The organism is Rhodothermales bacterium (assembly GCA_041391505.1).
Lineage (GTDB): Bacteria > Bacteroidota > Rhodothermia > Rhodothermales > JAHQVL01 > JAWKNW01.
This window is the reverse complement of sequence record JAWKNW010000010.1, coordinates 72,963-98,375: the sequence shown is the minus strand read 5'-3', so window position 1 is coordinate 98,375 and position 25,413 is coordinate 72,963. Positions and strand designations below refer to the sequence as shown.

General features: G+C 64.7%; 23 protein-coding genes. 15 read left to right on the top strand and 8 right to left on the bottom strand.

What is annotated here, in order from left to right:
• Positions 1 to 25 precede the first annotated feature (25 nt).
• The 10 genes from R2834_11690 (at position 26) to R2834_11645 (ending at position 8,796) form a co-directional block, all read left to right on the top strand.
• Entirely contained in the window at positions 26 to 1,237 is a 1,212-nt protein-coding gene (locus tag R2834_11690) for an ABC transporter substrate-binding protein (GenBank protein ID MEZ4700986.1), read from the top strand.
• Positions 1,227 to 2,087 carry an ABC transporter permease subunit gene (locus R2834_11685; GenBank protein ID MEZ4700985.1) on the top strand — a complete coding sequence of 287 codons (861 nt, stop codon included), beginning with the start codon at positions 1,227 to 1,229 and terminating at the stop codon, positions 2,085 to 2,087. Before R2834_11690 ends, R2834_11685 begins: the two co-directional genes overlap by 11 nt.
• Entirely contained in the window at positions 2,077 to 2,862 is a 786-nt protein-coding gene (locus tag R2834_11680; protein ID MEZ4700984.1) for a hypothetical protein, read from the top strand. The genes R2834_11685 and R2834_11680 overlap by 11 nt, the downstream gene beginning before the upstream one ends.
• A gap of 275 nt (positions 2,863 to 3,137) precedes the next feature.
• Positions 3,138 to 3,878, top strand: a complete 741-nt coding sequence (locus R2834_11675) for an ABC transporter ATP-binding protein (GenBank protein MEZ4700983.1) — start codon at positions 3,138 to 3,140, stop codon at positions 3,876 to 3,878.
• Positions 3,879 to 4,005: 127 nt separating this feature from the next.
• Entirely contained in the window at positions 4,006 to 4,635 is a 630-nt protein-coding gene (locus R2834_11670) for a hypothetical protein (GenBank protein MEZ4700982.1), read from the top strand.
• 24 nt (positions 4,636 to 4,659) lie between these two features.
• Positions 4,660 to 5,337 carry a hypothetical protein gene (locus R2834_11665; GenBank protein ID MEZ4700981.1) on the top strand — a complete coding sequence of 226 codons (678 nt, stop codon included), beginning with the start codon at positions 4,660 to 4,662 and terminating at the stop codon, positions 5,335 to 5,337.
• A 65-nt stretch (positions 5,338 to 5,402) separates the two neighbouring features.
• Complete coding sequence (locus R2834_11660) at positions 5,403 to 6,203, top strand: 5'-methylthioadenosine phosphorylase (protein MEZ4700980.1); 801 nt, start codon at positions 5,403 to 5,405, stop codon at positions 6,201 to 6,203.
• Positions 6,200 to 7,225: a phosphotransferase gene (locus tag R2834_11655; protein MEZ4700979.1), complete on the top strand. Its 1,026-nt coding sequence runs from the start codon at positions 6,200 to 6,202 to the stop codon at positions 7,223 to 7,225. The genes R2834_11660 and R2834_11655 overlap by 4 nt, the downstream gene beginning before the upstream one ends.
• A gap of 127 nt (positions 7,226 to 7,352) precedes the next feature.
• Positions 7,353 to 7,799 (top strand): PH domain-containing protein, encoded by a 447-nt coding sequence (locus tag R2834_11650; GenBank protein MEZ4700978.1) that lies wholly within the window; start codon positions 7,353 to 7,355, stop codon positions 7,797 to 7,799.
• A complete protein-coding gene (locus tag R2834_11645) occupies positions 7,774 to 8,796 on the top strand; it encodes a radical SAM protein (GenBank protein MEZ4700977.1) in 1,023 nt (340 codons plus the stop codon). The genes R2834_11650 and R2834_11645 overlap by 26 nt, the downstream gene beginning before the upstream one ends.
• Positions 8,797 to 8,806: 10 nt before the next feature.
• Here R2834_11645 and R2834_11640 read toward each other — a convergent pair whose 3' ends face one another.
• From R2834_11640 to iolC, 5 genes are all read right to left on the bottom strand, one after another.
• Entirely contained in the window at positions 8,807 to 9,835 is a 1,029-nt protein-coding gene (locus R2834_11640; GenBank protein ID MEZ4700976.1) for a hypothetical protein, read from the bottom strand.
• A gap of 359 nt (positions 9,836 to 10,194) precedes the next feature.
• On the bottom strand, positions 10,195 to 11,211 hold the full coding sequence (locus R2834_11635; protein ID MEZ4700975.1) for a Gfo/Idh/MocA family oxidoreductase: 1,017 nt from the start codon (positions 11,209 to 11,211) through the stop codon (positions 10,195 to 10,197).
• A 58-nt stretch (positions 11,212 to 11,269) separates the two neighbouring features.
• Positions 11,270 to 13,129, bottom strand: coding sequence for a 3D-(3,5/4)-trihydroxycyclohexane-1,2-dione acylhydrolase (decyclizing) (gene iolD / locus R2834_11630; GenBank protein ID MEZ4700974.1), 1,860 nt, complete (start codon positions 13,127 to 13,129; stop codon positions 11,270 to 11,272).
• Positions 13,130 to 13,414: 285 nt separating this feature from the next.
• Positions 13,415 to 14,338 (bottom strand): universal stress protein, encoded by a 924-nt coding sequence (locus tag R2834_11625; GenBank protein MEZ4700973.1) that lies wholly within the window; start codon positions 14,336 to 14,338, stop codon positions 13,415 to 13,417.
• Between the two features lie 126 nt (positions 14,339 to 14,464).
• A complete protein-coding gene (iolC, locus tag R2834_11620; protein MEZ4700972.1) occupies positions 14,465 to 15,481 on the bottom strand; it encodes a 5-dehydro-2-deoxygluconokinase in 1,017 nt (338 codons plus the stop codon).
• 155 nt (positions 15,482 to 15,636) lie between these two features.
• On the opposite strand from iolC, the gene R2834_11615 reads away from it, so the two are divergent.
• Entirely contained in the window at positions 15,637 to 16,014 is a 378-nt protein-coding gene (locus R2834_11615; protein ID MEZ4700971.1) for a four helix bundle protein, read from the top strand.
• A gap of 34 nt (positions 16,015 to 16,048) precedes the next feature.
• Here R2834_11615 and iolB read toward each other — a convergent pair whose 3' ends face one another.
• Both iolB and R2834_11605 read right to left on the bottom strand, forming a co-directional pair.
• Positions 16,049 to 16,921, bottom strand: a complete 873-nt coding sequence (iolB, locus tag R2834_11610; GenBank protein ID MEZ4700970.1) for a 5-deoxy-glucuronate isomerase — start codon at positions 16,919 to 16,921, stop codon at positions 16,049 to 16,051.
• A complete protein-coding gene (locus R2834_11605) occupies positions 16,896 to 17,867 on the bottom strand; it encodes a class II fructose-bisphosphate aldolase (GenBank protein ID MEZ4700969.1) in 972 nt (323 codons plus the stop codon). Before R2834_11605 ends, iolB begins: the two co-directional genes overlap by 26 nt.
• 264 nt (positions 17,868 to 18,131) lie before the next feature.
• On the opposite strand from R2834_11605, the gene R2834_11600 reads away from it, so the two are divergent.
• The 4 genes from R2834_11600 (at position 18,132) to rmuC (ending at position 23,111) form a co-directional block, all read left to right on the top strand.
• Complete coding sequence (locus R2834_11600) at positions 18,132 to 19,829, top strand: NAD-binding protein (protein MEZ4700968.1); 1,698 nt, start codon at positions 18,132 to 18,134, stop codon at positions 19,827 to 19,829.
• 93 nt (positions 19,830 to 19,922) lie between these two features.
• Positions 19,923 to 20,456 carry a hypothetical protein gene (locus tag R2834_11595; protein ID MEZ4700967.1) on the top strand — a complete coding sequence of 178 codons (534 nt, stop codon included), beginning with the start codon at positions 19,923 to 19,925 and terminating at the stop codon, positions 20,454 to 20,456.
• A 150-nt stretch (positions 20,457 to 20,606) separates the two neighbouring features.
• The gene (locus R2834_11590; GenBank protein MEZ4700966.1) at positions 20,607 to 21,452 is read left to right on the top strand and encodes a molybdopterin cofactor-binding domain-containing protein; all 846 of its coding nucleotides are present in this window, start codon (positions 20,607 to 20,609) and stop codon (positions 21,450 to 21,452) included.
• 81 nt (positions 21,453 to 21,533) lie between these two features.
• Positions 21,534 to 23,111 (top strand): DNA recombination protein RmuC, encoded by a 1,578-nt coding sequence (gene rmuC / locus R2834_11585; protein ID MEZ4700965.1) that lies wholly within the window; start codon positions 21,534 to 21,536, stop codon positions 23,109 to 23,111.
• On the opposite strand, the gene R2834_11580 is transcribed toward rmuC, so the two are convergent.
• Positions 23,083 to 25,146 carry a FlgD immunoglobulin-like domain containing protein gene (locus tag R2834_11580; GenBank protein MEZ4700964.1) on the bottom strand — a complete coding sequence of 688 codons (2,064 nt, stop codon included), beginning with the start codon at positions 25,144 to 25,146 and terminating at the stop codon, positions 23,083 to 23,085. The two genes, rmuC and R2834_11580, sit on opposite strands and share 29 nt — an antisense overlap.
• Positions 25,147 to 25,413 lie beyond the last annotated feature (267 nt).

The window sequence follows — 25,413 nt, the reverse complement described above, 5'->3', positions numbered from 1 at the left end:
GCCGCCTATGCCGGTGAGATCTAGCATGAAACGCATCTTCCTCGTTCTATCGATGATCGCCGCCGCCTGCGGCGCGTCTCCGAAAGGAGATGCCGGCGTGGACGTCGATTCGGCGTCGTGGGAGGCCATCGAGGCCGCGGCGCGCGGGCAGGACGTCAACCTCGTGATGTGGACCGGCGACCCGTTCATCAACGAGTATATGCGCGGCTACGTCGCGCCGGTGGTGGCCGAGCGCTACGCCGTCAACCTGACGATCAGCTCCGGACAGGGCAACCAGATCGTCTCGATGCTGATGACCGAGATCGAAGCCGGCAAGGCCGAGAGCGAGGTCGACATGATGTGGATCAACGGCGAAACGTTTTATCAGCTCCGCCAGATCGACGCCCTCTACGGCCCCTTCACGCAGCGCCTGCCGAACGCGCAGTACATCGATCTGGACAACCCCTACATCGGGGTGGATTTCCAGCAGCCGGTCGAGGGCTTCGAGGCGCCCTGGGGCAACGTGCAGCTGACCCTCATCTACGATACGCTGCGTGTGCCAGCGCCCCCCACGACGCGCGAAGCGCTCGCCGCATGGGTCCGCGCCCACCCGGGTCGGTTTACGTTCGACAACGGCTTTACGGGGATGACGCTGCTGAAGTCGTGGCTGATGGACATCGCCGGCGGCCCCGACGCGCTGGCCGGCCCGTTCGACGAGACCCTGTACGGGCGCTATGCGCCGCAGCTCTGGGCGTATGTCAGGGACATCAAGCCGTACCTGTGGAAGGAAGGCGAGACGTATCCGGCCGGCGTCGCGCAGTTGCACCAGATGTTCGCGAGCGGGGAAGTGGACTTCACCATGAGTAACAACGACGGCGAAGTCGACAATAAAGTGTTGCAGGGGCTTTTTCCGGAATCGGCCCGGGCCTTCGTGCTCGAGGGCGGGACCATCCAGAATTCGCATTACATGGGGATTGTCAGGACCTCCTCGCATAAGGCCGGCGCCCTGGTGACGATAAACTTTCTGATCTCTCCCGAAGCCCAGCTCCGCAAGTTCGATCCCGCCGTCTGGGGCGACGGGACCGTGCTGGCGATCGACCGGCTGCCGGCGGAGTGGCAGGAACGGTTTCGCAGCGTCCCGGGCCGCACGCATGCGCCGCCCCGCGAGGCGATCCAGCCGCATGCGCTGCCCGAACTCGCCCCCGAATACATGATCCGGCTCTATGAAGATTTCCGGACCGAAATCCTTGCTGAGTAGCCGCAACAGCCTGGGCCGGCTGGGGCTGCTGCTTTTTATGGCGCTGGCTATCCTGCCCATCCTGTTCAGCCTGGGGTACGCGGTGGCGTACAGCACCGGGCTGTCGGGACTCCTCAGCGACGGGTTCACCTGGGATCACTGGGCGAAGCTGGGGCAGGGGAGCGAAATATGGGCATCCTTCGGGCTCAGCCTCTACATCGCCGCGGCATCCGTCGTGCTGACGATCAGCCTGTCCCTCACCCTCGCGCTGTACCTGCGCCGTCCCCTGGGATATGGGGCGCTGTCGTACATCATCTATTTCCCGCTCGCGCTGCCGGCGACGGTGGCGGCCTTTATCGTGTTTCAGCTGTTCTCGGGGGCCGGGTACGTCTCCCGTATCCTGATCGGTTTCGGGGTGATCGACGACATCGCGCAGTTTCCGGACCTGGTGAACGATGCGTACGGCATCGGCATCGTGATCGCGCACGTCGGGCTCGCGGTGCCGTTTTTTATCCTGCTCTTCGTCGAGATCTACAACAGCGAGAAGCTGGACGCGCTCGGCCGGCTGGCGCGTACGCTCGGCGCGGGCCGGCGGCAGGTGCTGTACCGCGTCCACGTCCCGATCCTGCTCAAGCGCTGCTTTACCAACATCGTGCTTTTTTTTATCGCGGTGCTGGGGAGCTACGAGGTGCCGCTGCTGCTGGGCCGGCAGTCGCCGCAGATGATCTCGGTGCTGACGATGCGGAAGTACGCGATGTTCGACATCCACCAGAAGCCCGAGGCTTTCATCATCGCGCTGCTGTACACGGTGCTGGTGGTCACATTCATCGTCGTTGCTTTCCGAAAAGGGGAGGTGCGGCATGAGCATTAGGGCTATCGGACTCCGCCTCCGCCCGGCGGCCGCGGCGCTGCTTGCGGCGCTGTGCATCTTCCCGTTCCTGTACCTGATCGTGCTTTCGCTCGTCAGCGAATGGTCGTTCCCCTCCGTCCTGCCGAGCGCGCTGAGTCTCGATCTGTGGCGGCGCGTGCTGGGCGGGTCCAGCGCGCTGGGGAGCAGCTTCCTGCTCTCGCTCGGGCTTTCGAGCGTCGTGGCGGCGTCGTCGACGATCGCCGGCTTCATCACGGGCAAGTTCATCGCCTACCACCCGCGGCAATCGACGCTTTTATTTCTGGCCTACGTCCCGTTCGTCATGTCGCCCGTCATCCTCGGCACCTGCCTGATGTATCTCTACATCAAGGCCGACCTCACGGGCAGCGTCCTCGGGGTGATGCTGGCGCAAACGATGTTCGCCTACGGCTTCAGCATCGTGTTTTTCAGCGCGTTCTGGAACGCCGAGATCAAGGCGCTGGAGGACCTGGTCTATACGCTTGGCGGCTCGGCATTCCAGGCGTACCGGCGCGTCCTCATCCCGGTGTCGCTCAGTGCGCTTCTTATCTGTTTTTTTCAGACCTTCCTGATCTCGTGGTTTCAGTACGGCCTGACGATCCTGATCGGCTCCGGCAAGGTGCAGACGCTGCCGGTGAAAGTCTACGAATACATCGGCGAGGCCAACGTGTACTACGCGGCCCTGGCCAGCTGCCTGCTCGTTCTGCCGCCGGCGTTGCTCCTGTGGGCGAACAAGCGGTTCGTGTTCAAGCAGGTGTGAGGCGGGTCATTCGCCCTTTGGGCGGGTCATGACTCCCTTTGGGAGGGTCATTCACCCTTTGGGCGGGTCATGACTCCCTTTGGGAGGGTCATTCGCCCTTTGGGCGGGGTCACTGGTCATTCGCCCTTTGGGCAGGTCATGACTCCCTTCGAGAGGGTCATGACTCCCTTCGAGAGGGTCATGACTCCCTACGGGCGGGTCACTGGTGATCGAATCGGGTAGGGCGGTGCTGGGAGAACCGATTTGCGATTTCTATTTTGCGATTTTCAATTTGAATGCGCGTTTCTTCCGTGTTTGTCGAGATACATCGCTTATATAAAACCTTCGGTCGGGAGGCGGTGGTGCGCGGGTTGGATCTTGCGCTGGCGCCGCGGGAGACGTTGAGTATTCTTGGGCGATCCGGGTGCGGGAAGACGACGCTGTTGAAGCTGATCGCGGGGCTGGAGATGCCGGAGTCGGGGACGGTGCAGCTCGCCGGCACGGACGTGACCTACGCCGAGCCGCAGACGCGGGGGGCGGTCTATCTCTATCAAGAGCCGTTATTGTTTCCGCATCTCAACGCGTGGGAGAACATCGCGTTCGGCCTCCGGCTTCGCGACGAGCCGCAAGCCGCGATCGCCCTCCGGGTGGAGGAGATGCTGGAAGACCTCGAACTGACGACCCACGCCCGCAAGATGCCCAACCAGCTTTCCGGCGGGCAGCGGCAGCGCGTGGCGTTCGGACGGGCGATCATTATCCGGCCGGCGCTCCTGCTGCTGGACGAGCCGTTCGCCAGCCTGGATGTAGAAATACGCGGCGCCATGCAGCACCTGTTCAAACGCCTGGTGAAGCGGTACGAGATTACGTCCATCTTCGTCACGCACGACCTCAAGGAAGCCTTGTTGATGGGCGACCGGATCGCCTTCATGAAGGAAGGCCGGCTGCACGCCTACGACTCCAAGGAAGCCTTTATCCGGGATCCCGAGATCGGGGTGCTGGACGAGATCGCGTTCTGGAAAGGGTTGATTAGCGAATAACGCCTTGTCATCTCGAGCGAAACCCCGCGTATGCGGGGCGTAGTCGAGAGATCTCCTCGACAATGGCACCTGCCCTTATCAGGAGATCTCTCCGCTGTTCCCCGAAAAGATCGGGGAGCCGGTCGAGATGACAACATATGTAGTACTCAAAGTCTTCGAGATGCTCAACGCCCTCATCGTCAACAACGGGATTTTCGGGCTGGAAAAGGTCTTTCCATCCACCGACACGATGGCCTGCCGCTTCGTGGAGACCGGACCGGACTTCAACCTCGACCTCGCCGGCGTCGACCTCCTCATCGTCCCGAACGGCAGCGATCACGTCGCGATGCATCGGGCGAAACAGACCGTGCGCGCCTTTCTGGACGCCGGCGGGACCCTGCTGTGTTTCGACGGCTGGTTCACCGACTGGGTGCCCGGCAATCGCTGGATCCACGACAACAGCAAGGCCACGCGCGATATCCGCTACGCGATCGATGTCGACCGCCACGGGCTGTTCGACGGCGTGGCGTTCGACGATCTCCAGTTCAACCACGGCATCAGCGGCTGGTGGGCGTGCGGCTATATCGAGGCGGCGCCCGGAGCCGACGTGCTGATGCGCGACACCTGGGGCCGGCCGATGATCGTGCTCGACGAGACGACGACCGCCGGGCGGATGCTGCTCACCGCCAGCGGCCCCCTCGGCGAATACGGGACCGACGGCGAACTCGCCGGCCTCACGGCGTTGTATCGTAACGCCCTGAAATGGGCTAAATCCTGATCTACCTTCCATCCCCAACCTGCCATGCAAGCACCCGCATCTCCCCGCATCGGTCTCGTCTTCAACGGCGTCTGGAGCCAGTACGCATTCGCGATGGCGCCCAAGTACCGGGACCTCTACACGCTGATCTATGTCCACGACCTGACGTACGACGCCATCCGCAACCTCGACGCACTGGTGATCCCGTTCCAGTCGAACCAGCCGGCCCTCGCCGAACGGAAGGACATCCTCTATCGCTTCCTGGCCGACGACAAAAAGATCGCCGTCTTCGGCGACTCCCAGCCGCTCTGGCTCGACGCCCAGTGGGAAGATCGGCCGGTCGACAACTACTGGTGGGTCAAGGACCCCACGCGTCCGCCCATCTCACATACCGATTTTGACCATCCGGTGTACCGGGGACTCCAGCCCCGGCATGCGTGCTGGCACATCCACGGCATCTATACCCGCATTCCGGAAAGCGCCGTTGTGATCCAGGAAAACGAGATGGGCGAACCGATCACGTGGCAGACGACCGCGTACGGCGGCGTGTTGTTCGCCTCCACGCTGGATCCGATCGTCGAACACGGCATCCAGCAGATCCGCCACCTGGATAACTACTGCGACCGGCTGACGGAGTGGCTCTGCGGCGTCCGCCCCGAAGGATCGTTTGTGGTTGAGGCAAACGCGTATGGGGTGGCAGAGGGATTAAAGATTAGCGATTAGCGATTAAAGATTGGCGATTACAGATTAGCGATGATCGATTTCCGAGTTACGTTTTTCGATTTGCGATGTCTCCAGCCATAGCCGTCATCGTCGGGAGCGCCATCCAGATGGGGGCGTTTGGCCGGCCCGAACCGGTGCGCGTCGAGACGCCGTGGGGGCCGTGGACGCTGTACCGAGTGGAACGGGCGGATCGGCCGACGTACGTCTCGTTTCGGCACGACTACCCCCATCGCCTGCTTCCCAACCAGATCCCGTACCGGGCGCAGGCCTGGGCGCTGCGTGAGGTGGGCTGCGGGGGTTTGCTGGTGACGAGTTCGGTCGGCGTGCTGACGGCGTCGCTGCCGCTCTACGAGCCGCTGGTGCTGACGGACATCCTGACCCTCGACAACCGCCTGCCCGACGGCAGCGCCTGCACGATGTTCACCGAGCCCGATGCCCGGCACGGGCATCTCGTCCTGAACGAAGGCCTGTTTTCCGGGGCACTCAGCCGGCAGGCCGCGGCCCTCGCGGGCCGCGCGCGCGATGAGGCGGTGGTGTTTGGCTACGTGGGCGGGCCGCGTACGAAGACGCCGGCCGAAAACCGGATGTGGCGCGACCTCGGGGCGCACGTCAACTCGATGACCCTCGCGCCGGAAGTCATCCTCGCGAACGAACTGGAGATCCCGTGCGCCGGCCTCGTGGTGGGGCACAAGTATTCGGTGCCCGACATCGACGCGCCCGGGGACAGGGAAGCCGTCGCCGAAACGCTGGAGCGGTCGCGGCTCGCCTTCGAGCGCGCCGTGCTGGCTTTTCTGCAACGGGCCGAGCCGGTCGCGTTCGGCAACCACCTGTTTCGATTTACGAATCCGGGCGAGGGACACGCATGACGGATGCCGAGGCGCGCGCGTATGCCGCGGAATCGGTCGCCGTCACCGGGGCTCCCGCGCGGCTGGCCGGCGGTCTGATGAACGAGGTCTGGCGCGTGCCGGGCCGGCCGAGCGTCATCGTGAAGCATGCCCCGCCCCATATCGCGTCCGCCCCCGAGATACCGCTCGATCCCCATCGGATCGAGATCGAGGGACGCTGCCTGGAGCTGCTCGGGCCGGGCGGCGCGCTGGAGCGGATCGCCACCGACGCGGCGCGCCCTCCACGGCTGCTGGCGATGGACGCGGAGGCGCACCGCCTCGCGATGGAAGATGTCGGCGACGCGCCGCACCTCGGCGTCTGGTTAGAGGAAGCCGGCAACGCCGCCGGCCAGGCCGGCGCGCACCTCGGAGCGTTCATCGGCGCGCTGCATCGCGAGACGGCCGGCGATACGGCGCTGCGGGCGGACATCGACAACCGATCGATCCAGGAAACGCGGCTGCAGGTCCAGTACCGCGCGATCGGCGCGATCCTGAATCGTTGCGGCGTGGCCGACGCGGAGGCGCTGGGCGCGGAAGCCGAGGCCCTCGGCGAGCGGCTGCTGCGACCGGGGCGATGCCTCGTCATGGGCGACCTCTGGCCGCCGTCCGTGCTGGTGACGCCGGCCGGGCTGCGGGTCATCGACTGGGAGTTCGCCCACTTCGGCAACCCGGCGCAGGACGTCGCCCATCTCGCCGCGCACCTGTGGATGATCGGACACCGGCGACCGGAGTCCCACGCCGCCGCGTGCTGGCGGGGCTTCCGTGGCGCCTACGCGATGGCCGTCTGCCCGGTGCGGGAGTCGCTGTGGGACGCCGATACGGAGCGCGACGCCGCCGTGCACTACGCCGCCGAGATCCTGGTCAGGGCAGCCGGTGCGTTTCAGGGGGGCTATCTGTACGATGGATTGCCGGCCGACGCGCCGGCGGTGCAGGAGGCGGTCCGGCGCGCGGTAGACCGCCTTCGAGGCGGGGCCATCGGCTGGCGGGAGGGGTTTGTGGACTGAAGGATTTCCGGGCTCCGGCCTTGACCGATTGCGCTATTGCCCTGATTGCCCCCCGCCGCTGTTTCGGGATCCAGAGGCGTTTCGTATACTGGCGCATCCTGAAGCCTCCACCTTTTCGGAACGGGTTATGACGACGTTTCCATCCCGACGCGATGCCTGGCTGCTCGCCCTCGTGGGCGTGGGTTTTCTCGGCACCGTCATAAGCATGTTCGGACTGCTGTCTTCGTCGGAGCCGGCTTTCGTCCGGTACGGCCTGCCGGCGCTGATGGTCGCGACCTTTGCCTTTGTGGGGTGGATTTTCGCTTCGACCCGGTATGAACTGACGGATACCACGTTGACGGCCCGCTCCGGCCCACTTCAGTGGCATGTCGCGCTGGATCAGATCGAGGAGGTTTATCCCACCCGCAACCCCCTTTCGGCGCCCGCGCTGTCGATCCACCGGCTGGGCATTCGCGTGCGAGGGGGCGGGCTCGTGTTGCTGATTTCGCCGGCGGATCGCGACGGCTTCCTGGCGGAGCTCGTCCGCCGGACCCCTGGACTGGTTAAGGATGGAGACCGCTATCACCGCGCCTGAATCCGCGCCTGAATCCGCGCCTGAATCCGCACGTGGACCCTTCGATCGGTGCGAGTCGCTCTACTGGGTCTTCACGCACCGCTGCAACGACGCCTGCGCGCACTGCTACAACACGTCGGGTCCGGATGGCGACACGATGACGACCGACGAGTGCCTCGCCGTCGTGGATAACCTGCCGGCCCGGTGCGACCGCGTCATCCTCTCCGGCGGCGAGCCCCTCACCGAGCGCGACAAGCTCTACGCGATCCTCGACGCCCTCCGCGCCCGCTACGACGACGCCACGCAGATCATGCTGCAGACCAACGGCGACCTGCTCACGCCCGCCCGGCTCGACACCCTGCTCGCCCGTGGCGTAACGCGGATCGATATCGCCTCGATCGACCGGTTCCACAAAGAAGCCGGCGCCCGCCGGGCCGATCTCGAGGCGCTGTTTCGTTCGCGCGGGATGGTGGGCGACAACACGCAGCCGCTCATCGAGAAAGACACGTACCTCAAGCGGGATGCGGTCAGCTACGGGTTCTGGGGCGCGACCGAGGACATGTGGCTCGGGGGCAACTGGGCGCGGGGACGGGCGATCGAGACCGGCCTCTGGAAACGCGATCCCGATCACAACTTCTGCGCGATCCTGTCGGGCGGACGCGGCTTTCTGGGCGGCACCGACCTGCCGCAGGAAATTTCGATCCAGCTCTGGAAAATCAACCCGTGTTGCCCGGGCACCCTGCATCCGATGGGCGATGCGAGGAAAGAGAAGGTGTCGGACGTGCTCGCGCGCGTCGCCGGCTCACCGGTTTTTCAACGGATCAACGCCGGCGACCCCTACGCAATGGGCGAATCGATCGGGATATCCGAAGCCTACGCCCGGCAACGCGGCGGCGAACTGGAAAATATCTGCCGCTGGTGCGACGAGTTTTTCGACCGGCACTTCGATGTCACGACGCTGTCGCCACGTTACGGTGCAGATGGCGAGCCCCCGATCTGGCTTCCGGTTCTTTCTTGACCGGCCGGCGTTACATTTTTATGCCTGGTTGCGGCCTGATCCTTGATGGGTTTGACGGATCGCCCTCTGCCAGGGCAATTTTCAGGCACATTTTGCGCTCGGGGCCTCGCGGTCGTATGTTTAGCAGTCCGTACCCCTTTTTGTGCCCTTCTCTTACCGGATTTCCGGCGTCTGTCTTCCGGATTCTGCCGGAAACCCTATGATATCCAGCCATGGAATCAACCCCCATGAGACGTCTACGAGTACGCGACATACTGCTTGAGGAAGATGAATTCGCCGCCGCCGGGATGCCCGATACCCCGGCAAATTCCCTGGACGGCAGCATCACGCGCAGACGGGTTATTACCGAAGACATCGCCGACGAAGAGGTGCTTCGCGCGCCCGTTCTTCGCGAACCGCCACGGTTCTGGACACTATTAAAGGATCGTTTGCTACGCTCATCGTCGCCTGTGCCGCAATGGCCAAGGAAGTAGGCAAGCATAATACCCGCCATCAGTAAGCGGATAAACGTTTTTACGGGATTCCTGGCCGCCAGTCCCGCGGCGACGGCATGGATCCTCACGCGGCGAGCCCCGTGGATGGCGTGGACGAAGTGCGAAATGCTCTCGTTCAGATCTTCCGCCGCGCCGGCCTTCACGCCCCGCGCAAAATGTTTTTGGGCCCTGCCCAGCAACACGACATCCTCCATGGGCATGTCCCGGCTGGACAGACGTTCGACCGCGCGAATGGCGGATCTTATTTGATGGGCTGCCAGCACCCGCCAGCTTTCAATGCGCAGCTGATTCGTCAGCTTTATCGCAGCATCCAGATGCGGAGCTGCCCTGGCAAAGGCTTCTTCGGGCGCGACCGACGGATCTCTTTCAATCGCCCGGCCCTCTCTAAAGGCCCTGGCGGCGCGATCGAAGAGCGCCATGACGCTCGGGTTGGCCAGATCGACCTGAAACCGTTCGTTCAGATCGTCAATCTCGGCGTCAACTTCCTTGATCAGCCGGACGGCCTGATCAAACTTGCTTGAGTGCTTCCTGGATGGGGAGGGCATGGTCTGACGGAGTCGAGTGGGGCAGGAGGACTGAGGCCTGTCATGCGTAAATGTGGACGGTGTGTGTACATCATGGAGCTATCTCGATGCTTACGGGCATCCGGACACCCGGTGGCGCCTTGGTTACAGTTGGTTATTGTTGATAACGAAACATAATGTGAGGAAGTTCACGTGAACTTCATAAAAAATGTGGCGCCCCTGGCCGCCGGCTCGCCGATGAAGGGCGAAAGGGTGAGGTGTCAGGTTCTGCCCGGGAAATTTTTGGACCGAAACGCATCCTTGACGAGGTGCAGGATCCGACGCGGTTTGGGCGTTTCGGGGATCCACCGGGACAGCCAGAACGATATTACAGACCCTGCCTAGAGCGAAATCAGCACGCGTTCGCGGAAGGCACGCGTCGCCGCCAGTGCGATACGGGTCGCGGCGACACCGTCCTCCACGCGGATCTCCGGTTGGCGTTCTTCCCGGATGCAGGCGGCGAATTCGATGAGTTCGTTCAGGTAGGCGTCGCCGAAGCGGTCGATGAAGTGCTGATCGCACGCCTGGCGCACGCCGCCGGCGTCGAGGATCTCCACGCGGTGTTTCGCCGGCACGCTGTTGATGCGCAGCGCCGCCTTCGTCCCGATGATCTCGGTTTCGATGTTGTAGCCGTGCGGGGCGGTGCGGCCGGCGAAGAAAAAGGCCATCGCGTCGTTCTCGAAGGGCATCAGCGCGGCGACGTTGTCCCCATCCCCGTATTGTGCGAATTCGGGAAAGGCATAACAGCCCCCTGTTGCGTATACCTCGCGCGGGTCGCTGCCCAGAAACCAGCGGGCGAGGTCGATGTCGTGCACGGCCATGTCGAGGAACTGCCCGGCGCTATGCGGAGCGTATTTAAGCGCTCCCTCGATGGCCGAGAGGGGGTCGACGCTGTATCCGCGGAAGAGGATGGGCCGGCCGATGGCGCCGGCGTCGATCTGCGTTTTGGCGAACCGGTACGAGGGGTCGTAGCGCCGCATGAAGCCGAGCATGCAGACCTTGTGCGGATGTCGGGCGACCGCGGCGGCGGCCCGCTCGCAGTCGGCCATCATCGTCGCCAGCGGCTTCTCGCAGAAGACATGCAGGCCGGCGTCCAGCGCGGCCTCGATCTGGCCGGCGTGGAGGTCGGATGGGGTCGTGAGCACCACGGCGTCGAGCGGGCACCGCTCCAGCATCTCGTCGAACGACAGAAAGCCGTTGCGGACGCCGAGCGCCTTGCGCGCCGCAAGCACCTCGTCCAGCACGACGCTGCAGACGGCCGTCAGGTCAACGCCCGGGATGCGGGTCGCGAGGTTTTCGGCATGCAGCCGCCCCAGCCGGCCCAGGCCGACGGCGGCGACGCGAAGCGGTTGGGCCATGGGGGCAGGGGGGTGCATTTTACAAGGTGCGATTTGCATTCCTCTGAGCGCATAGCGCTCAGAGGTAATGCCGCTGTTTTTTCCGCTCCTCGACATACGCCTGACGGGCCGTTCTGGCGGACTCGGTGGTCGAGACTTCCGCGATAGGGACCTCCCACCAGCCGTAACCGGGTACGCCCTTGAGGATGTCGGTCTCGACGTAGATCACGGTCGTCCGGTCGATCGCTTTGGCTTCGGCGAGGGCGGAGCGCACATCTTCGATCGTTACGCAGCGGAAAACATAGGCGCCGAGACTCTGGGCGTTGACGGCCAGATCCAGCGGCAATGGAGCACCGGTGAAGCTCTTCTGGGCGTCGTCGCGGAAGCGGTACTGGGTGCCGAACCGTTCGGCGCCCACGGCCTGTGAGAGGCCGCCGATGCTCGCGTAGCCGTGGTTATTGAGCAGGAGGATCGTAAGCTTGTAGCCTTCCTGGATCGATGTCGCGATTTCGGAGCTCATCATCAGATAACTGCCGTCGCCGCAGACGATGTAGACCTCGCGGGTGGGGTCGGCCATCTTGACGCCGAGGCCGCCGGCGATCTCGTAGCCCATCGTCGAATAGCCGTATTCCATGTGGTACCCCTTTGCGTCGCGCGTCCGCCAGAGCTTGTGCAGGTCGCCCGGAGCGCTGCCGGCGGCGCAGAGCACCACGTCGCGCGGATCCGAAAAGGTGTTCACGGCGCCGATCACCTCGCCCTGGCTTACCGGCACGCCGTGTCCCAGGTTGTAGATTTGCTCGACGTGCGCGTCCCAGGAATGGTTATAGCCGGCCACCTGCTGGCGGTACGGGTGGGACACCTCGTAGGCGGGGAGGAGGGCGTCGAGTTCTTCGAGCGTGACGCGCGCGTCGCCGGTGAGCGGTAGGGCGCCGTGTTTGAAGGCGTCGAACTCGGCGATGTTGATGTTGATGAACCGGACGCCGTCGTGTTGCCAGGCCGACTTGGACTCCGTCGTGAAGTCGCTGTACCGCGTGCCGATTCCGATGACGAGGTCGGCGATTTTCGAGATGGCGACCGCTCCCTGCGTCCCCGTCGCGCCGACGGCGCCGAGCGCGGTCGGATCGTCGTACAGCATCGAGCCTTTGCCGGCCTGCGTCTCGGCGACTGGTATGCCGGTGCGGGCCGAAAAGCGGCGGAGCGTTTCGGAGGCCTCGCTGTAGAGGACGCCGCCGCCGGCGACGATCATCGGATGCTTCGCCTCGCGGATCCAGTCGGCCGCCTTGCGCACCAGATCGACGTCGGGCCGCGGGCGGGAGATCGGCCACACCTTTTTGTCGAAGAGGGCCTCCGGAAAGTCGTACGCCTCGGCCTGAACGTCCTGCGGGAGGCAGAGCGTGACCGCGCCGGTCTCGGCCGGCGAGGTGAGCACCCGCATCGCTTCCGGCAGCGCCGTGATCAACTGCTCGGCGCGATTGATGCGATCCCAGTACCGCGACACGGGCCGGAAGGCGTCGTTCACGCCGATGTCCTGCGTGTACGGCATTTCGAGCTGCTGGAGCACCGGAGCCACATGACGCCGGGCGAAGATGTCGCCCGGAAGGAGGAGTACCGGGATCCGGTTGATCGTCGCGAGGGCCGCCCCGGTGATCATGTTGGTGGCGCCCGGACCGATCGAGGTCGTGCACGCGAACGCGCCCAGCCGGTTCTTCATCTTGGCGTAGGCGACGGCGGTATGGACCATCGCCTGCTCGTTCCGGAACTGATAATAATGCAGTCCACTCGTCTGATGCAACGCCTGGCCCAGGCCGGCGACGTTGCCGTGCCCGAAGATGCCGAAACATCCTCCGAAAAAGCGATTCTCATGACCGTCGCGCACGACGAACTGATGCTTGAGATACTCGATGACGGCCTGGGCGACCGTAAGACGGCGGGTTGACATGGCAGGAATGAGAAGGCTTTGGCTAAAGAAAATGGCGTGCGGAGGTGCCGGGAAATTATCCGTGGCGGGCATTGAATGCCAGCAAAATCATACGGAGCGTTAAAAAGTGGTGTTATTACACTGCGTTTTGTCATCTCGACCGAAGGTATCGGTGTTAACCGATGCCGAAGCGGAGAGACCTCATGAATAAGGCAGTCGTACCTGGGGAGGTCTCTCCGCTTCGTCCCCGCATACGCGGGGTCTTCGGTCGAGATGACATTGGGTGAGTATGGCTGGCTGGCGGCCTCACAACTCCAGCAGCGCCTCCAGGAAGCCCATGTTGGCTTCTTCGCCCTTCTGTTTTACGGCGATGACGGGGATTGAGGCGTTGAGGAGGACGCGTTCGGTGACGCTGCCGAGCATGACGGCGGCGCTGTTGGAGCGGCCGCGGGCGCCCATCAGGATGAGGTCGGCGCGTTCGCGTTCGGCGATCTCGGGGATCCGGCGCGCCGGCCGCTCGCTCGGCTCGAACAGCGGCACGAAGTCCAGCCCCATCCGATCCACGCCTTCGATGAACTGCCTGTATTTCTCCTCGGCGTGGAGCCGCATGATCGCGGCGAACTCCTCGTAGGTCTTGCCGATCTTGTAGTAGCCAAGCGGCACGTTGAAGACGTGGAGGCAGACGAGTTCCGTGTGGCCGGCGGCGGCCGCGATGGCGATCGCCTTCGTCAGCGCGTCCATCGAATGCTCGGAGAAGTCGATGGGCACCAGGATGCGCGTGATGCGGGGGGCGGCGCCATCGGGGATCGACAGGACCGAGCACGGCGCGCGCCGCGCCATCTTTTCCGGGGTCGAGCCGCCGTCCCGATCCCGGCGTTTCGAGCCGACGATCACGAGGTCGATGTCCTTCAGCCGCGTCCACCGCAACAGCGTCTCGGCCGTGGTCCCTTCGCCGACGAGGTACTGGATCTCGGCGCCGGCGGGCAACTCGCCGAACGTCGTCGCGACCCGGTGCTGCAATTCGGCCTCGATGGTCTCATCCACCGGGCGCATGGCCTGGGGATAGGCCTCGCGCACCGCATCCGGCAGGTCGAGCGTCTCCGCCACGTGGGCGATATAGATGGTGTTCGGCATGCCCAGCCGGCTCAGCATGCCGGCGTAGCGCAGCGTGGTCTCGTCTTGATCGCTGAGCAGGTTGAGCGCGACGAGGACCCGGTTGTACTTGTACATGGCGATGACAGGTTGCAGGTTTCAGGCTGAAGGTTACAGGTTTGATCGGTTACGATCCAGCCCCCGCCCACGAAAACGCATTCACTTCCTCAACAACCTGCCAACCTGCAACCTGCCAACCATTACCTAAAGCCCTCCCTTATCCGACACGAACGTCATCACCTGATCCAGCGTGGGCATGAAGTTGGCGCAGCCGTGTTTCGTGACGAGGATGGCGCCGCAGGCGTTGGCGAGCCGGCAGGCCTTGTACCAGTCCCAGCCCTGCACGAAGCCGTAGGTGAGCCCGCCGCCGAAGGCGTCGCCGGCGCCGAGCACGTTGAGCACCTCCACCGGGTAGCCGGGGACGCGCACTTCCGGCTTGCCCTGCTCGAAGATCGAGCAGCCGTCGGGTCCGCGTTTGACGATCAGGACCTCGACGCCGGCATCCAGGATGCGCTGGATCGCGGTTTCCAGGTTGCCCCTGATTTCGGGCGCCGAGACCTGCTGGTGGGTGATCACGACCTGCGAGGCATCCGTCAGGCTGGCGGCCATCACCTCTTCCTCGGTGCCGATCACCACCTGCACGCGGGGCAGCAGGGCGCGGACCATCACGCCGTAGGCGCGGGGGTCGAACCACTGGTCGGCGCGGAAGTCGAGGTCCAGGAAGACGGTCGTGCCGGCCTCGTTCGCCACCTCGGCCGCATACATCGTGGCGGTCTTGCTCGGGTCGCGGCTGAGCGCGTTGCCGGAGAGGACGACCACCTTGAAGTCCGCGAGGTTCGCGGCCAGCACATGGTCCATCGTCAGATGGAGGTCCGACGCATTGTCCCGGTAGAACACCAGCGGAAAGCGGGCCGGGGGCTCGATGCCCAGGATCACCGCCGGCGTCCGCGTGCCGTCGATCGTGGGGATAAACTTCGTCTCGATGCCTTCACGCTCGAGGAAGCGGCGGACGAATCGGGCGACCTGGTCGTTCCCGAAGCCCGTCAGCAGCGCGGTCCGGAGCCCGAGCCGCCGGCAAGCGACAGCGATATTGGTCGACGACCCCCCGACAAACGCCCCGAACGACGTGATCTCCTCGAACGGAGCCCCCATGTCGTTGGAGTACAGGTCGATGGACGTGCGCCCGAAGGTGATGACGTCATAGGGGCGGCTATTGGGCATAGGAGTGGCCGTTGCGTGGTGAGGATCAGGGATGCAGGATGCAGGATGCAGGATACTTCGACCCGGGTGAAAAATGCCCGCGGCGGTCCAGCATCGGGGTATGCCGGGGCATGTAGCCGTGTCTAGTAGATGTAAACCTGAATCGCATGCCGCTTATGAGCTATAAAAAGTTGGAAATCTGGCAAAAAGCCCGTGTTCTCGTCAATGAGACGCATCAGATGACGTTCACGGCCTTGCCGCTTTTTGAGCGCTACGAACAGGGAGCACAACTTCGTCGGTCCATAAAATCCGTCAAGGCAAACATTGTCGAGGGGTACGGAAGGCGTATGTACAAGCGGGATTTTCTGCGTTTTCTGGCCTATGCAAGCGCCTCGTTGGATGAATCGATCGATCATCTCGAAACACTGGCCGAGACGCGCTCTCTTACGGACATCCAGCAATTTGAACAACTCAGGGGAGGCATGCTAGCACTTGGAAAACAACTCCATGCATTCAAGTTGGCCGTTGAACGTCAGCATCGAACCGGAGCATAAAGCCATCCTGCATCCAGCATCCTGCATCCAGGAACTACTTCCCATTCATCTCCGCCGTCACCAGCGGGAGCCGCGGGTCCTGGCCTTTCCAGGTGCCGTAGATCCACTGGTGATCCGGGTCGTCGGTGTTGGCCAGCGACTGGTCGCTGCCGGTGAGGAAGTTGAGGTAGTAGACGTTGTAGCCGTGGCCGGCGACGACCGGGTGGTACCCCTTCGGCACCATCACCACGTCGTTGTGCTGCGCGCGGGCGATTTCGTCGAGCGAGCGGTCGCCGGTGTATACCTGCTGGATGGCGTATCCCTGCGGTTTGTCGATCTTGTAGAAATACGTCTCCTCGAGCCGGGCCTCCTTGAGCGTTCCGTCCGGCGCGACGATGCGCTCGTCGTGCTTGTGGGCCGGGAACGAACTCCAGTTGCCGGAGGGGGTGTAGACCTCGACGCAGACCAGCCGGTGGCAGTCGAACCCGGGCTGAAGGAGGCTGTTGATCTGGCGGTTGGCGTTGTCACCGCCGCGCAGCTCGATGGCGGCTTCCTCGGGGCGTTTGAAACGGGCCGGGTGATCCTCATCCGTCTCGCACCAGCCGTACGCGATGTCGAGCAGGTCGCTCTCCGCCGTGAGGGTGAACGTCGTGCGGCGCGGCAGGTAGAGGGCGTGCGCGATGCCGCTGAAGACATCCTTCCGACCGTTCTCCGTGCGCCACGAGCCTTTGTCCGAAGTCACGGAGAAGGAGCCGCCGAGCAGGATGATGGCGTATTCGTTCTCGCCGGTATTCGCCGACCACGTGTTGCCGCGCCGCATGATGCGGGCCTCGAAATTCAGGAATTCCCAGCCGGCTTCCTCACGCGTGATGCGCTGGTACACGCCTTCCGACGCGAGCGGCTTACGAAGCAGAGGGGAGTGAGGCATCGTGTTTCTTGCGTACGCCGAACGCCCGGTGCGAGGCGCCGAGCAGTTCGAATTTCTGTTTCATCATGACGACGTATTCGTCGATGTACTGCTTCGCCGGCAGCACGAGGTCGATCTGGTCCGGCTGGTCGCGGAAAAACTCGCGGTAGGTGCGGGCCCAGAGGAGGCGGGTGTCCGTGGCGATGTTCACCTTGCAGACGCCCCGTTCGATGGCGCGGATCAGCTCGTCGGGCGAGACGCCGCGCGCGCCCGGCAGCAGCCGGCCGCCGGCGCCGTTGATGCGGTCGATCTCCGACTCGTTCACCGTGGACGCCCCGTGCAGCACGAGCGGGAAACCCGGCAGACGCTGGCCGATGGCTTCGAGGATATCAAACTGCAGGCCGTTGCCGCCCGAAAACTTGTACGCCCCGTGGCTCGTGCCCACCGCGACGGCCAGGCTGTCGCACCCGGTCTGGTTGACGAACGCCTCGCACTGGGCGGGGTCGGTGTAGCGGACGAGCCGCTCTTCCACCGAGATGCCGTCCTCGACGCCGCTGAGGACGCCCAGCTCGGCCTCGACCGCCACGCCGTGGGCGTGCGCCAGCTCGACGACGGCGCGCGTGCGCCGCACGTTATCATCGAACGGGTCGTGCGAGGCGTCGATCATCACCGACGCGTAGTCGCCCGTAGGGATCGCGTCGCGGCAATGGCTTTCGTCCCCGTGATCGAGGTGAAAGGCATAGACGGCGTCCGGAAACAGTTCGGCGGCGGCTCCGATCATCGCGGCGAGCATCGGCGGGCCGGCGAAGTTGCGGGCGTAGGGCGTGGCCTGGACGATAAACGGCGCATCGGCTTCTTCAGCCGCCTGAAACAGGGCGAGCACCTGTTCCATGTTGAATACGTTGACCGCGGCGATGGCGTAGGCGCCATAACAGTCCTCGAACATGGTGCGGGTGGAAACGCGCATGGAGCGTTCAGCAGTTGGGGTTCTGGGTTCAGGGGTTGCCGTGGGCACCGCCCCGACGACGGCAACACCGAATCGTTTCGTCGCAAGAATACAAACTATCCGGCGGATCTGCCTAGGAAGATTTTTTTCTTCTGCTGGCGGAAAGTGTGCATCTCGTCGCGCCGCCGCTCGCCCGTCGCCCGGCGCGCCGGCGTGCTGAACCCGACCTCCGGCCATGGGTTAGAGGGGCACACATGGGAAGCCAGCGTGAGGGTCCGATTTCGTATGTCACTCCGTTCATTTCTGCGCGCCAGCCGGCGGCCGAGGGGCCCGGCGCATCAAAATCTGCGCATCATCCTGGGGTACGTAGGCGGGATATTTCTGCTCGTCTCCGTGTTCGCCATCCTGTTTCACGTGATCATGATCGGGGTGGAGGGGCGCTCGTATTCCTGGTTCACGGCCTATTACTGGACCCTCACCGTGATGACGACGCTCGGTTTTGGGGACATCGTGTTCGAGAGCGAGATCGGCCGGCTCTACACGATCGTGGTGCTCGTATCGGGCATCACGTTGTTTTTCGTGCTCTTTCCCGTCGCCTTCATCCGCTTCGGGCCCTGGCTGGATGCCCGGCTCCGCATGCGGGCGCCCCGGTCCGTGCCGCGCGGGACGGCGGGGCATGTCATCCTCACGGCGTACGACGAGATGATCGCGCCGGCGCTCATCGCCCGGCTGGAGCGCGAAAGCATCGACGTCTTCGTCCTCGAACCGGACGCGGACAAGGCGGCCCAGCTGTATTTCCGCGGCGTGCCGGCGGTCACGGGCGACATCGATCTGCGGGCGACCTACGAGGCGCTCGCGGTGGCGTCGGCGCGGATGGTGGTCGTCAACCGCGACGACGCCGTGAACACCAGCACGATACTCGCCGTCCGCGAAGCGGCCGAAAAGGTGCCCATCGTGGCGCTGGCGTCGCGGGACGACGCCGTCGACGTGTTGCAGCTCACGGGCGCCACGCGGGTTCTGGCGCTTCGCAATCAACTCGGCGAACAGCTGGCGTCCCGGGTCAAGGGGATGCACGCCCGCGTCGTCCAGCTGGGTGAGTTCCATGATTTGCAGGTCGCCGAATTTCCGGTGCACCGCACCCCGCTGGCGGCCCAGACGGTGCGCGACACGCGGCTGCGCGAGCTGACCGGCGTCACAGTGATCGGCGTTTGGGACCGGGGCACGCTGCTGCCGGCCCGCCCGGAGACGCAGCTGACCTCGTCGTCGGTGCTCGTCGTCGTGGGCGCCAGCGAGCAGCTGGACGAGCTCGATGCGTTGATGATGATCTACGACGTCAATCCCAACCCGGTGATCGTCATCGGGGGCGGAACGGTCGGTGCGCAGGCCGCGCGCGTGCTCAAGGCGAGGGGCGTCCCGGTGCGGATCATCGACCAGAGCCGGTTTGTATGCTCGGTCCTCGCGCGGGAGTTCGAGCACGTCCATCAGGGCGACGCGGCCGATTACACGCTCATGCAGGAGGTGGGGATCGCGGAGGCGCCGTCTGTGCTGCTCACCACCCACGACGACCGGATCAACATCTACCTGACGTCCTACTGCCGCCGGCTGAACCCGGGCATCCGCATCGTATCCCGGCTCAACGAGGAGCGCAACGTCGCCTCGATCCACCGCGCCGGCGCCGACTTCGCGCTCAGCTACACCTCCCTGGGCGTCTCGCTGATCGACTCCATCCTGCGCGAACGGCCTTCGTTCCTCGTCAGCGAGGGGGTGAATCTGTTTTCGGTCCCCACGCCGGCCTCCATCGCCGGCCGGCTGCTGAAGGACAGCGGTATCCGCACGAAAAGCGGTTTGAACGTCATCGCCATCCAGGAAGGGGACCACATCGTCACCAATCCGCCCCCTTCCGCCCTGATCCCGAAACACAGCGAGCTGTTTCTCATGGGGGATATCGACCAGCAGCGCGCGTTCGAGAAGGCGTTTGGGTGACGCATCCGCCCGGGGCGCGCGACTCCGCCGTCGCGATCGCGTATATTGGAGGAACGCACCGTTCAACGACGCATCCACCCGACCGGAGGGCTCATGAACCAGATCGTCCGATTCGGCCACGCCGTGCGCCATGTCATGGCGTTTGTTCTGCTAATGCTCTGGCTGGCTCCCATCGCAGATGCCTTCGCCCAGACGCGCTTCGAGGGGACGGCCGTGGTTCGCGTCGCGGAGGCCGAATACACGGTACCGATCGAATGCGATGACGCCGCACGCCCCGAGCTGGGATTTTCCACCGAGCCCAGTCGCATCACGCGGGAACGCACCGGTCGGACGAGCGGGGTCAACCTGCGCGTACGGTCATCGGGCGAGCCGGATGAGAGCATCGTTTCGCTCGATCGCTACGTGGCCTGGCTTCCACGGCCGGCGTCGCAAGCCGGCGTACTGACGATGACGATCGATTTGAGCCCGATGACCGTGATGCAGGACGGCCAGCCGGTGCTGCTGACGCGCGACATGTGGATGGAGGGCAATCGGCCGGAAGGACTCAACGGGGTCGAACTGGAGGCCCGGTGCAACGGTCGAGATCCAGAGGCGCCGGCGTATCGAAAAATCTCGAATGATCCCTGAATGAACCGCCACGCCTACGATAAAAACCGGCCTCGACAGGCGGTCATTTCTAAAGGTATCCTCCCTCCCGGGAGGCGGTCTGCTCATCGGTTTCAACTGGCTGGCGGGCTGTCAGCCGGTTGACGGGGAAGCGAACGGGAATCGCGCGGAGTGGCACCGGCTCAATGGGTACCTGATGATCGCGAGCGACGGGACGGTGACGATGCTCTCCCCGAAGTCCGCGCCGGTGGACTCCCGGAATATCCGCTGTTCGCCGACCGCTTTCCGGCCGGCGCGGTCGACAAGTACCACGCCGAGGGATGGGACATCCCGTCCAACATCACCACCGGCGCGTTCCGGGCGCCCCGGTCGAATTTCATGGCGGCCGCCGAACAGTCCTTCCTCGACGAACTCGCCGAGGCGATGGTGCAGGATCCGATCGATTTCCGGCTCGGCCTGCTGGAGCGCGCCCGGATGAACCCTGTCGGCCCCCGTTACGACGACGCGGCCCGGTATGCCGGGGTGCTGGAACTGGTGCTGGAAAAGTCGGGCTGGGGACACGAGCGGGCCGGCGTGCATCGCGGCGTATCGGCCTATTTCTGCCGCAACTCGTACGCGGCGCACGTGCTGGATCTGGCCATCGAGGACGGCAAGCCCGTCATCCGGAACGTCTGCACCGCCGTCGATTGCGGGATAGTCATCAACCCCGACGCCGCGACCAACCTCGTCGAGGGCGCTATCGTCGATGCGGTCGGCAATGCGCTCTACGGCGCACTGACGTTCAAAGACGGGGTGCCCGAGCACCAGAATTTCGACACCTACCGCATGATCCGGCATAGCGAGGCGCCGAAAGCGATCGAGGTTCATTTCGTGGAGAATACGATCGATCCGACGGGTCTCGACGAGCCGGCCTTTCCGCCGACGTTCCCAGCCTTCGCCAACGCCATCTACAAGGCGACCGGCAAGCGGGGGTACGACCAGCCCTTCGGGCCGCATCTGGATGCGTTTGCGGGATAAGCATCTTTTTCCCGCCGGCGCTGGGTAGTTAATGAAGCGATGTGTAACTTATGTGCGGGTAACCGATACCAGGCACATCTGATGGAACTCACGACTCTTCTCGGACCCCTCCTCGCCGGCGCGGCGATGGGGGCGGTTTTTATATGGCTGCTCCTGCGGAGCCAGACGCAGTCGCAGACGGCGGCGCTGCAGGAGCGGGTCCGCTACCAGGAGGACGAACTAGCTCGCGCCCGCGCCGGCGCGGAGGCCGGCAAGACCCACGTCGAACAGCTCACCCGCGACCGCGAGCAGCTCACGCAGCACTATGCCGCCGCGCGCGCCGCCCTGCAGGCGCAGGAGCAGCGGGTCCGCGGGCTCGAGCAGGAGCTGGAGGGGCAGCGATCGGCCGGCCGGCAGCTGCAGGAACGCGTCACGAAGCTGACGAGCGAGCTGGCGGTCCGCCAGACGCAGCTCGACGAGGAGCGGCGGACCGGGGCGGAGCAGGCCGCACTGCTCGATCTGGCGCAGCAGAAACTGACGGACACCTTCAAGGCGCTCTCCTCCGAGGCGCTGCACCAGAACAGCCGGGCCTTCTCGGAGCTGGCGAAATCCACGCTGGAGCACTTCTACACCAAGGCCGGCGCCGAAATGCAGAAGCGCGAGGCGGCCATGAGCGAACTGGTGAAGCCGCTCAATACCTCGCTCGAACAGGTGAACCGGCGGATCCGGGAAGTCGAGGAGGCGCGCACGGCGGCGTACGCGTCGCTGACCGAGCAGATCGCCTCGATGGCCGTCGCCCAGCACCAGATCCAGAAGGAGGCCGGCAACCTCGTCAAGGCCCTGCGCCAGCCGTCGGTGCGCGGCCGATGGGGCGAGATGCAGCTGCGGAAGGTGGTCGAACTCGCCGGCATGGTGGAGCATTGCGACTTCGACGAGCAGGTGAGCGTGGACACGGCGAGCGGCCGGCTGCGGCCCGACCTCATCGTCAACCTGCCCAACAACAAACAGATCATCGTCGACGCCAAGACGCCGCTCCAAGCGTACCTCGACGCGGTGGAGGCGGAAGACGACGAGCAGGCGAAAGGATTCCTGCGCGACCACGCCCTCCAGGTGCGCGCGCATCTCCGGCAGCTGGGGCAGAAGGCCTATCACGCCCAGTTCGACCTCTCGCCGGAATTCGTCGTGCTGTTTTTGCCCGGCGAGATGTTCTTCAGCGCGGCCCTCCAGCACGACGCGACCCTGCTGGAGGACGGGATGAAAAACGGCGTCGTCCTCGCCACGCCCACCACGCTGATCGCCCTGCTCCGGGCGGTCGCCTATGGGTGGCGCCACGAACAGATCGCGCGGCACGCGCTCGACATCAGCAAGCTGGGCCAGGAGCTGTACGACCGGCTGCGGACCATGACGAGCCACTTCGTCGAGATGCGGCGCGGGCTCGACCGGGCCGTCGGCAGCTACAACAGTGCGATGGGGTCGCTCGAGTCGCGGGTGCTCGTGACGGCGCGGCGGTTTCAGGAGCTGGGCGCGGCGACGCGGGAAGAGCTGGACGCCATCGACCTGATCGACCGCTCGGCGCGCATGCTGCACGCGCCCGAGTTCAGCCTGACCGAGCCGCCGGCCGGCGAGGACGCCGGCGATGGAACCGGCGACGCTACTTCATCAGAAGCATCGTTCGAGTGAACACCTGGCCGTCGACGTCCAGGCGGTAGAGGTAGACGCCCGAGGCCATCACCCGGCCGGCGTCGTCGCGGCCGTCCCATTCCACCTCATACACCCCGCCGGCCCGCGCGCCGCGCGCCAGCGTCCGGACGGCCCGGCCCGTGACGTCGAACACCGTGAGTCGAATCGATTCGCCCGGCAGGTCGGTTAGGTCGAAGCGGATCGTCGTGGTCGGGTTGAACGGGTTCGGATAGTTCTGGGCGAGGGGGGAAGGCGCGCTCGTCGTGATAACGCCGCCGGCAGGATCGCACCGGGTGACATGCCCCAGCTTGTCGGTCACCTCGAAGACGATGGCGCGGCGGGCGTCGTAGAACCGATTCAGGTTGCGCACGGCGTGCACGGGCTCGACATTGACCTGGATGCTCGATTCTCCGGTGAGGTACACGATATCGTTTAGCGCAAGGAATTCGCCCGAACCCCTGTCGATCTCGAAATGGAAGCCGGTTCCATTGCTGACCCGGAGGGAAGCCAGCCCGGAGCCGAAATCCTTGAAGATCATGTCGAATTGATAGGGGGGGAGGTCGCTGATGTAGCCCAGTTCACAGACCGGCGGCTCGCGGTCGATTTCCTGACCCGGTGCCGTCACCCGCACAAAAAACGCGTCGCTCAGGCCGTTGCTGACGAGGGTGTGCGACGCTCCGTTGCCGGGGAAGGTCAGGGTGTCGAAGAAACTCCCGGTGAGATACAGGTTGCCATCGCGGTCTTGCGTCATGCGGGAGGGCGTATCGGCGAGCGGACCGCCGTACTGCTCGAGCCAGATCGGCGTGCTGGTTGCGTCAAAGCGGGCCAGGAAGATATCCTGCGCGCCATGCGCTACATAGGAGGATCCGGCGATGGAAGCCGTCCCGGTAAACGAGCCGGCCACGTAATGCGCATCGCCGGCCGGCCGGACCACCACGGCCGCGCCCCGGTCGTCCCCCGTCCCGCCGTGCCGCGTGGCGCGGACGAGCGCCCCGGAGGGATTGTATTTGGCGACGAAAATATCCCGATCGCCCGCGGATAGAAGGGTCGTTTCGCCGGCCTCTCCGCTACCCAGCGTCAGCGATCCGGTGAAAAATCCCGTCACGTAGCTGTAGGCGTTGCCGTCCACCGAAATCGCATCGCCCCGGCCGAGCGCCGTCCCGCTCATGCTTTTGAGCCAGCGCAATCCGCCGTCGGGGTTGAGTCGGGCGATAAATCCGCTGTAGCGTCCTGCCGCGTCGTTCAGGAGGTAATAGCCTGTGAGATACGTGTACCCGGCCTCGTCGATATGCATCGACGTCGGAATATACGTGTAGGAAGCCGGCCAGTAACTGAAATAGGCCAGGGCGCCGGTTGGAGTGTACCGCGCGAGCATAAATCCGTGCACGGAGGCGTTGCCCTGCACCTGCTGGGTCGGCAGCCCCTCGTCCAGCACGACGGCTCCGCTCAGGTAGCCCGACACGTGGATCGTTCCGTCATCGGTGACCGATACGGTCTTGCCCAGCAGGGTGCCGGTCGTGTTCAGGCCCCCGGCTTCTTTCGCCCAGAGAAGCGCTCCGCTGGTGTCGAACCGGGCGATGAACAGGCCGGTGTTCGCGCCCGTGTCGAGCTGGACTTCCCCGGGAGTCCCTTCCCCGAAGACCGCCGTTTTCCGGAATTCACCCACCACGATCGTTTCGCCATCCTGTGTGACGGCCAGGTCGCCGGCCACGAGCCAGTCGGATCCGTTGGCTGCCAGCACGGCGCGTAGGAGGCGGCCATCCGGAGCGTAGCGGGCCAGATAGATCGCGTTCGGGCCTCCGGCGAGTGTCGTCTGGTCCGGGCCGCCCGGATCGAGCGTCACCGTGTAATGGAAGAGGCCCATCGCCAGCATGTTGCCGCTCGAATCCGCCGCGAGGACGGCGCCGGAATCGAGGCTGGTGCCGCCGGCGCTTCCCGCCCAATCGATCGTCTGTGCGGCGGACGGAAGCGCGAGAACGCACGAGAGCAGGAGCACGATGCCGGGCTGGCAAAGGGAACGACGCGGGAAGGTCATACGAAGCGGATTGGCGCCTGCAGGCAGACGTCAGGCGGTGCAGAAGGAACGGGGCGAGTTGGACCGGTAAACGAGCGGGAGAGGGGCGTCCCGGACATGGACAGGCGATGATAGGGCATCCGCTTCGCGATGCCAACACGGCCGGCCACAATGCGCCATACGGCGCCGACATTGGCGCGTATGTTACCCGGTCGGAGGGAAGAAAAGCGCATGCGCCGACGGGTTATTCGGTCTGCGCTATGGGGTTAGGTTCGCGCCAGACGCGGC

Coding starts and splice junctions, on each gene's coding strand:
- R2834_11690 (MEZ4700986.1), top strand. CDS start 26: ATGAAACGCATCTTCCTCGTTCTATCGATGATCGCCGCCGCCTGCGGC.
- R2834_11680 (MEZ4700984.1), top strand. CDS start 2,077: ATGAGCATTAGGGCTATCGGACTCCGCCTCCGCCCGGCGGCCGCGGCG.
- R2834_11675 (MEZ4700983.1), top strand. CDS start 3,138: ATGCGCGTTTCTTCCGTGTTTGTCGAGATACATCGCTTATATAAAACC.
- R2834_11670 (MEZ4700982.1), top strand. CDS start 4,006: ATGACAACATATGTAGTACTCAAAGTCTTCGAGATGCTCAACGCCCTC.
- R2834_11665 (MEZ4700981.1), top strand. CDS start 4,660: ATGCAAGCACCCGCATCTCCCCGCATCGGTCTCGTCTTCAACGGCGTC.
- R2834_11660 (MEZ4700980.1), top strand. CDS start 5,403: ATGTCTCCAGCCATAGCCGTCATCGTCGGGAGCGCCATCCAGATGGGG.
- R2834_11655 (MEZ4700979.1), top strand. CDS start 6,200: ATGACGGATGCCGAGGCGCGCGCGTATGCCGCGGAATCGGTCGCCGTC.
- R2834_11650 (MEZ4700978.1), top strand. CDS start 7,353: ATGACGACGTTTCCATCCCGACGCGATGCCTGGCTGCTCGCCCTCGTG.
- R2834_11645 (MEZ4700977.1), top strand. CDS start 7,774: ATGGAGACCGCTATCACCGCGCCTGAATCCGCGCCTGAATCCGCGCCT.
- R2834_11640 (MEZ4700976.1), bottom strand. CDS start 9,835: ATGCCCTCCCCATCCAGGAAGCACTCAAGCAAGTTTGATCAGGCCGTC.
- R2834_11635 (MEZ4700975.1), bottom strand. CDS start 11,211: ATGGCCCAACCGCTTCGCGTCGCCGCCGTCGGCCTGGGCCGGCTGGGG.
- iolD (MEZ4700974.1), bottom strand. CDS start 13,129: ATGTCAACCCGCCGTCTTACGGTCGCCCAGGCCGTCATCGAGTATCTC.
- R2834_11625 (MEZ4700973.1), bottom strand. CDS start 14,338: ATGTACAAGTACAACCGGGTCCTCGTCGCGCTCAACCTGCTCAGCGAT.
- iolC (MEZ4700972.1), bottom strand. CDS start 15,481: ATGCCCAATAGCCGCCCCTATGACGTCATCACCTTCGGGCGCACGTCC.
- R2834_11615 (MEZ4700971.1), top strand. CDS start 15,637: ATGAGCTATAAAAAGTTGGAAATCTGGCAAAAAGCCCGTGTTCTCGTC.
- iolB (MEZ4700970.1), bottom strand. CDS start 16,921: ATGCCTCACTCCCCTCTGCTTCGTAAGCCGCTCGCGTCGGAAGGCGTG.
- R2834_11605 (MEZ4700969.1), bottom strand. CDS start 17,867: ATGCGCGTTTCCACCCGCACCATGTTCGAGGACTGTTATGGCGCCTAC.
- R2834_11600 (MEZ4700968.1), top strand. CDS start 18,132: ATGTCACTCCGTTCATTTCTGCGCGCCAGCCGGCGGCCGAGGGGCCCG.
- R2834_11595 (MEZ4700967.1), top strand. CDS start 19,923: ATGAACCAGATCGTCCGATTCGGCCACGCCGTGCGCCATGTCATGGCG.
- rmuC (MEZ4700965.1), top strand. CDS start 21,534: ATGGAACTCACGACTCTTCTCGGACCCCTCCTCGCCGGCGCGGCGATG.
- R2834_11580 (MEZ4700964.1), bottom strand. CDS start 25,146: ATGACCTTCCCGCGTCGTTCCCTTTGCCAGCCCGGCATCGTGCTCCTG.